The organism is Methylibium sp. T29 (assembly GCF_000576205.1).
GTDB lineage: Bacteria > Pseudomonadota > Gammaproteobacteria > Burkholderiales > Burkholderiaceae_C > Methylibium > Methylibium petroleiphilum.
In genome coordinates this window covers 1-5,850 of the sequence record NZ_AZND01000210.1, presented here as the reverse complement: position 1 = coordinate 5,850, position 5,850 = coordinate 1, and the positions used below count along the sequence as shown (strand labels likewise).

The 5,850-nt window shown below is 70.2% G+C and carries 5 protein-coding genes and 3 pseudogenes; 7 read left to right on the top strand and 1 reads right to left on the bottom strand.

Annotated elements, in window-relative coordinates; translation table 11 throughout:
* Positions 1-4: 4 nt before the first annotated feature.
* The 7 genes and pseudogenes from x551_RS17585 (at position 5) to x551_RS17555 (ending at position 5,437) form a co-directional block, all read left to right on the top strand.
* Positions 5-1,107 (top strand): annotated as a pseudogene (locus x551_RS17585) (formate dehydrogenase subunit gamma).
* A 23-nt stretch (positions 1,108-1,130) separates the two neighbouring features.
* Positions 1,131-1,550, top strand: coding sequence for a hypothetical protein (locus tag x551_RS17580; protein ID WP_036234467.1), 420 nt, complete (start codon positions 1,131-1,133; stop codon positions 1,548-1,550).
* Positions 1,551-1,604: 54 nt separating this feature from the next.
* Positions 1,605-2,033 carry a DUF4399 domain-containing protein gene (locus x551_RS17575; protein WP_011828773.1) on the top strand — a complete coding sequence of 143 codons (429 nt, stop codon included), beginning with the start codon at positions 1,605-1,607 and terminating at the stop codon, positions 2,031-2,033.
* Positions 2,034-2,091: 58 nt separating this feature from the next.
* Positions 2,092-2,991, top strand: coding sequence for a formate dehydrogenase accessory sulfurtransferase FdhD (locus x551_RS17570; protein ID WP_036234458.1), 900 nt, complete (start codon positions 2,092-2,094; stop codon positions 2,989-2,991).
* 32 nt (positions 2,992-3,023) lie between these two features.
* Positions 3,024-3,593, top strand: a complete 570-nt coding sequence (gene dcd, locus x551_RS17565; RefSeq protein ID WP_036234456.1) for a dCTP deaminase — start codon at positions 3,024-3,026, stop codon at positions 3,591-3,593.
* 480 nt (positions 3,594-4,073) lie between these two features.
* Entirely contained in the window at positions 4,074-4,424 is a 351-nt protein-coding gene (locus x551_RS17560) for a hypothetical protein (protein WP_011828805.1), read from the top strand.
* 129 nt (positions 4,425-4,553) lie between these two features.
* Positions 4,554-5,437, top strand: a pseudogene (locus tag x551_RS17555) (neutral zinc metallopeptidase).
* 43 nt (positions 5,438-5,480) lie between these two features.
* On the opposite strand, the pseudogene x551_RS25900 reads toward x551_RS17555, so the two are convergent.
* A pseudogene (locus x551_RS25900) lies at positions 5,481-5,850 on the bottom strand (c-type cytochrome biogenesis protein CcmI); the annotation flags it as partial.

Sequence of the window (5,850 nt, the reverse complement as noted above, 5' to 3'; positions counted from 1 at the left end):
GGCGGTGGCGCAGGGCACCCCGGTCGCCGACCCGGCCGTGTCGCCTGTTGCACAGGCCGCACCGACCGCCCCGGCCGCCAGCGCGGCGGCCCTGGCGCTGCCCGACGCGAACGAGACCAACGCCCAGCGCGCCAAGACCCAGCCCTACAACAACGCGCCGTTCTGGCGTGCGGTGCGCGAGTCGGGGCAGCAACCGGGCATCAGCAACCTGCCGGGCGCCGAGAAGGGTGTGCTGATCCAGCAGTTCGTGCAGTACCCCGGCTCGCGCTTCACGACGGCGGGCGAGGCCTGGCGTGAGGTGCGCAACCGCTGGATCATTCCCTACGGCGGCGCGCTGCTGCTGATCGTGGTGGTGGCGATCGGCCTGTTCTTTCTGGCCAAGGGTCCGATCGGCGTGCACGCGCCGGATACGGGCCGCAAGATTGAGCGTTTCACCTACTTCGAGCGTGCCGCGCACTGGAGCAATGCGGTGGCCTTCGTGGCGCTCGCGGTGTCGGGCGTGGTGATGGCGTTCGGCAAGTTCTTCCTGCTGCCGGTGATCGGCGGCACGCTGTTCGGCTGGCTGGCCTATGGCTGAAGAACCTGCACAACTTCGCCGGACCGGTGTTCGCGGTCTCGCTGGTGATCGTGTTCTTCACCTTCGTGCGCGACAACCTGCCACGCAAGGAAGACCTGTTGTGGCTGGCCAAGGGCGGTGGCCTGTTCAACGGCGCCCACGTGCCTTCGCACCGCTTCAACGCGGGCGAGAAGCTCATCTTCTGGGGCGGCGTGTTTGCGCTGGGCATCGTGGTGGTGGGCTCGGGCCTGGTGCTCGACAAGCTCATCCCCGGCCTCGCCTACACGCGCGGCGACATGCAGATCGCCCACATGATCCACGCCGTGGCCACGGTGCTGATGATGGCGATGTTCCTCGGCCACATCTACCTCGGCACCATCGGCATGAAGGGCGCCTACCGCGCGATGCGCGACGGCCAGGTCGACGCCGCCTGGGCACGCGAACACCACGAACTCTGGTACGACGACATCCAGGCCGGGAAGATCCCCGCGCAGCGCACGCCGTCGCCGACACCGGCGGCCGGCACGCAGGGCGCGGCCGTGCAGTCCTGAACGGGAGCGAGACGATGCTGATGATGAACCGACCCACCCCGGGCCCGCGCTGCGTGGCCGCGGCGCTGTGCGCCGTGCTCGGCCTGGCCCTGCTGCCGGCCGCTCACGCCAAGCTCCCCGCACCCACGCCCGAAGCCAAGGCCAAGGCCGACGAGGCCAAGGCAAAGACCGCCTGGTCCGACAAGGTGGCGGCCTTCCAGCTCTGCAAGTCGATGGATCGCGTAGCCGCTCGTTACGCCCAGGAGGCCAAGGCGGCGGGCAAGGAGACCAAGCCATCGATCGCCACGCCGGCCTGCACCGATCCCGGGCCCTACCAGGTGGCCGCGACCGCCGCCACGCCGCCGCTCGAGGCCGCCGGAGCGCACTCGCCGGCCAAGACGGCGACCACCCCGCCCAGCGGCAAGGCGACCTCGGCAGAGCAGACCGGGACGCCGAAGAAGTAGCAGGGCGGTGAGCCTGACGCCCGGCACGGGCGCGTCGTCGTGAAGGAGTCTGCGATGTCCTACCGGTTCGCCTTGTTCCTGGTTTCCGCCGTCGCGCTGTCGGCCTGCGTCAGCAAGCCCCCTCCCGGCGGCAACACGCCACCGAGCGCCGCACAGGGCGTGTACTTCATCGAGCCCGTCGACGGCAGCACCGTCAGCAGCCCGGTGAAGGTGAAGTTCGGTCTCAAGGGCATGACGGTCCGGCCGGCCGGCGAGCTCGCGGAGGGCACCGGGCACCACCACCTGCTGATCGATACCGCGGGTCCGGGGCAGGGCAACGTGATTCCGGCGGACGGCAGCCACTTGCACTTCGGCAAGGGCCAGACGGAGACCGAGGTCCAGCTGGCGCCCGGCAGCCATGTGCTGAAGATGCAGTTCGCGGACGGCCTCCACCAGTCCTACGGGGAAGCGATGAGCGCCTCGGTGCGCATCACGGTCCGGTGACGGCGCGTTCCTCCGCCCGGTCGAGCGGGCCGCGCTCGTTTCGGGCCACACTGCGGGCATGAACGATCAGGACCCGCCGCTGCCTCGATTGAGCCGCGCTCAGGCAGCGCTGACCCGCAGCGTCGACGTGCTCGACGAGCACGGCCAGCGCGAGACGATCCAGATCCCGGCCGAGCGCCCGTTGACGGTGTTCGTCGACAAGCGAGAGCTCGTCACGCTGATGACGCTGGGCGCCGAACCCGAACTGCTGGTGCTCGGCTACCTGCGCAACCAGCGCCTGGTCGACTCGATGCACGACATCGACTCGGTCACGGTCGACTGGGACGTGGGCGCCGCCGCGGTGAAGACGCGCGCCGGCATCGAGGATTTCGACCGCAAGACCGCCCGGCGCGTGGTCACCACCGGCTGCGGTCAGGGCACGGTATTCGGCAGCCTGATGGACGAGCTCGACACGCTGGTCCTGCCGGACCCGCAGGCCGCCCGCATCAGCCAGCGCGCGCTGGTGGCGCTGCTCGATGCGGTGCGCCGCCAGGAGAGCACCTACAAGTCGGCCGGCTCGGTGCACGGCTGCGCGCTCTTCACGCTGGCCGGCGACGACGCGCGGCTCGAGCTCTTCGTGGAGGACGTGGGCCGCCACAACGCGATCGACACGCTGGCCGGCTGGATGTGGCTGCGCGGTCTGGGCGGGGCCGACAAGGCCTTCTACACCACCGGTCGCCTGACCAGCGAGATGGTCATCAAGTCGGCGCAGATGGGCGTGCCCATCATCGTCTCGCGCTCCGGCATCACGCAGATGGGCCACGAACTGGCCACGCGGCTCGGCCTGGCGCTGTTCGGCCGCGCCACCAACCGGCACTTCTTCTGCTACAGCGGCTTCGAGCGCTTCGACGGCGATCCGTCGCTGGCGCGGCCCCCTGCCGTGCCGCCGGCCGGGGAGGGCGGGAGCCGGGCTGCCTAGAATCCGGGCTTCTTGCAGGAAGAAGCACCGCGATGAGCATCAAGAGCGACAAGTGGATCCGGCGCATGGCCGAGCAGCACGGAATGATCGAGCCCTTCGAGCCCGGCCAGGTGCGCAACGCCCCCGATGGCCACCGCATCGTCAGCTACGGCACCAGCAGCTACGGCTACGACATCCGCTGCGCGCCGGAATTCAAGGTCTTCACCAACATCTACAGCACGGTGGTCGATCCGAAGGCCTTCGACGAGAAGAGCTTCGTCGACATCGACGCCGAGGTCTGCATCATCCCGCCCAACAGCTTCGCACTGGCGCGCACGGTCGAGTACTTCCGCATCCCGCGCAACGTGCTGACCATCTGCCTGGGCAAGAGCACCTACGCGCGCTGCGGGATCATCGTCAACGTCACGCCCTTCGAGCCGGAATGGGAGGGCTACGTGACGCTGGAGTTCAGCAACACCACGCCGCTGCCGGCCAAGATCTACGCGGGCGAGGGCTGCGCACAGGTGCTGTTCTTCGAGAGCGACGAGGTCTGCGAGACCAGCTACAAGGACCGCGGCGGCAAGTACCAGGGGCAGCGGGGCGTGACTTTGCCCAAGACCTAGCGTTGGTGGCGCCGTGGCGCCGTGGCGCGGGCGCCGCGCCGGGCCGCTGTGTTGCGCTCGTGTCCCCCGCGGTCCGCCCTGCGGGCCGACCGCTCCTCCTTTACCTCGCTCCACACAGCGGCCCGTCACGGCGCTTCGATACACCGTGGATTGCCACGGTCAAAAGACCTTCGTACGCCGCGGTGGTGCGTGCGACCAGGGCGTCGGGTGAATGGCGAAGTGAGGTAGAGGAGGAGGGCCGGGCGTGAGCCCGGCACGGGGGACACGAACGCAGCCGTTCACCCGGCGCCCTGGTCAGCAGCGCTCAGCCTGATCGGCGGCGAACGGACTGTAGGAAGTTGCCTGACACGCCACTACCGCTCCACGCAGCAAGCGCTCAACTGCGGAGGCTTCGGCGGTGTATTCGCGGCATTGCGGATGTGCGGCGCCCCTAAGCTCATGACATCGAAATGCCATCCACGATGGCCCCGGAGCCGACTCATGAACCCGCGCGACCTGCCTGCCGACTATCACGACCTGCCGACGATGCCGGCCGAGTTGCTCACCGAGTTCGACGACACCGGCTTCGCGTCGATCGACGACATCGCCTGCACCCGCCTGGGCGTGAAGGCTTCGCAGACCCCGCTGGCGGTCGATGTGTGGACGCTGTCGCGCTTCCGGGCGCTGATGGCCGAGGAGGGCTGGCCGGTGCACGCCGCCCGCATGCTGTTCGACCGCGTCTACGCACACGAGCGCCTGGCCTTCGCCCACAGCAGCGCCAACCAGATCCTGCGCGAACTCGCGCTCGACCTGTTCCGCCGCATGCACGCCGACGACGGCCTGTCGCACTGAGGCCGCCGCCGCCGACGCGCGGCCGCGCCTGCTGCTGTCCTTCCCCGAGATCGCTCCCTGGCTCAGCGAGAAAGCGCGGCGCCCGGCAGTACCATGGACCGCATCGTTCGGCTTCCGGGGAGGGGCGTCATGAAGTGGGAAGGCCAGGAACAGAGTGACAACGTCGAGGACCGCCGCGGCATGGGCGGCGGCGGGCGCGGCGGACTGCCGATCGGTGGCCGCGGCATCGGTGTCGGCACCATCGTCATCGTGCTGGTGGCGGGCTGGATCTTCGGCATCAACCGCTCACCGTGCTCGGCATCCTGAGCGGTGGCGGGGGCGCACCCACGGCGCAGGTCTCCACCGGCCCGGCCCCGGCCCCACCGGCCGACGACGCGCAGGCGCGCTTCGTCTCCGTGGTGCTGCGCAGCACCGAGGACGTGTGGACCGAGGTCTTCCGCAGCGGCCAGGCGCAATACGTGCGGCCCAAGCTGGTGCTGTTCCGCGGTGCCACGGCCACCGCCTGCGGCACGGGCCAGAGTGCGATGGGCCCGTTCTACTGTCCCGGCGACCAGCAGGTCTACATCGACCTCCAGTTCTTCGACACGCTGCACCAGCGCCTCGGCGCGCCCGGCGATTTCGCGCAGGCCTATGTGATCGCGCACGAGGTCGGCCACCACGTGCAGCAGCTGCTGGGCATCAGCGAGAAGGTGGAAGCGGCGCGGCGCGGCGGCAGCGAGGCCCAGGCCAACGCGATGAGCGTGCGCCTGGAACTGCAGGCCGACTGCTTCGCCGGCGTGTGGGCCAACCGCTCGCAGCAGGCGCGGCAGTGGCTGGAGCAGGGCGACATCGACGAGGCGCTGAACGCGGCCTCGCAGATCGGCGACGACACGCTGCAGCGGCGCAGCCAGGGGCAGATCGTGCCCGAGAGCTTCACCCACGGCAGCAGTGCACAGCGCGTGAGCTGGTTCAAGCGCGGCATGCAGACCGGTCGCATCGCCGACTGCAACACCTTCGAGGCCAGCCGGCTCTGAGTGGGGCCGGGGTGGCGCGATGCGCTGCTCGCCCCCGCTGGGCCTACTTCGCGGCCGGCTCGCCGATCTCGATCTGCAGCCCGGTCGTCCCCACGGCCACGGCGGCCGACAGGCCCTGCAGGTCGCCCGGCTGCGGCATCGCATCGCCGCTGCGCGACAGGCGGGCGCCGACCACCACCTGGGTCGCACCCGAGAGCCGGGCCGCCGGCGACATGGACAGGCTGTCGTCGAGCGTGAACTGCAGCGGCAGGTCCTTCGCCTGGCGGCGCAGGATGGCGAGCGGCATGCGAGAAGCGCCTTCGCCGGCCGCCCGCGCGAACACGAACAGCGTGTCTTCGGGGGCCACGCGGTCCTTCAGCGACGGCGCCAGGCGCACCGTGCCGCTCACCCGGGCCGGCACGCCGGCGGGCTGC

Excerpts from the sequence above, each read along its gene's own strand:
- x551_RS17580 (WP_036234467.1), top strand. The coding sequence starts at position 1,131 with ATGAACCGACCCACCCCGGGCCCGCGCTGCGTGGCCGCGGCGCTGTGC.
- dcd (WP_036234456.1), top strand. The coding sequence starts at position 3,024 with ATGAGCATCAAGAGCGACAAGTGGATCCGGCGCATGGCCGAGCAGCAC.
- x551_RS17575 (WP_011828773.1), top strand. The coding sequence starts at position 1,605 with ATGTCCTACCGGTTCGCCTTGTTCCTGGTTTCCGCCGTCGCGCTGTCG.
- x551_RS17560 (WP_011828805.1), top strand. The coding sequence starts at position 4,074 with ATGAACCCGCGCGACCTGCCTGCCGACTATCACGACCTGCCGACGATG.
- x551_RS17570 (WP_036234458.1), top strand. The coding sequence starts at position 2,092 with ATGAACGATCAGGACCCGCCGCTGCCTCGATTGAGCCGCGCTCAGGCA.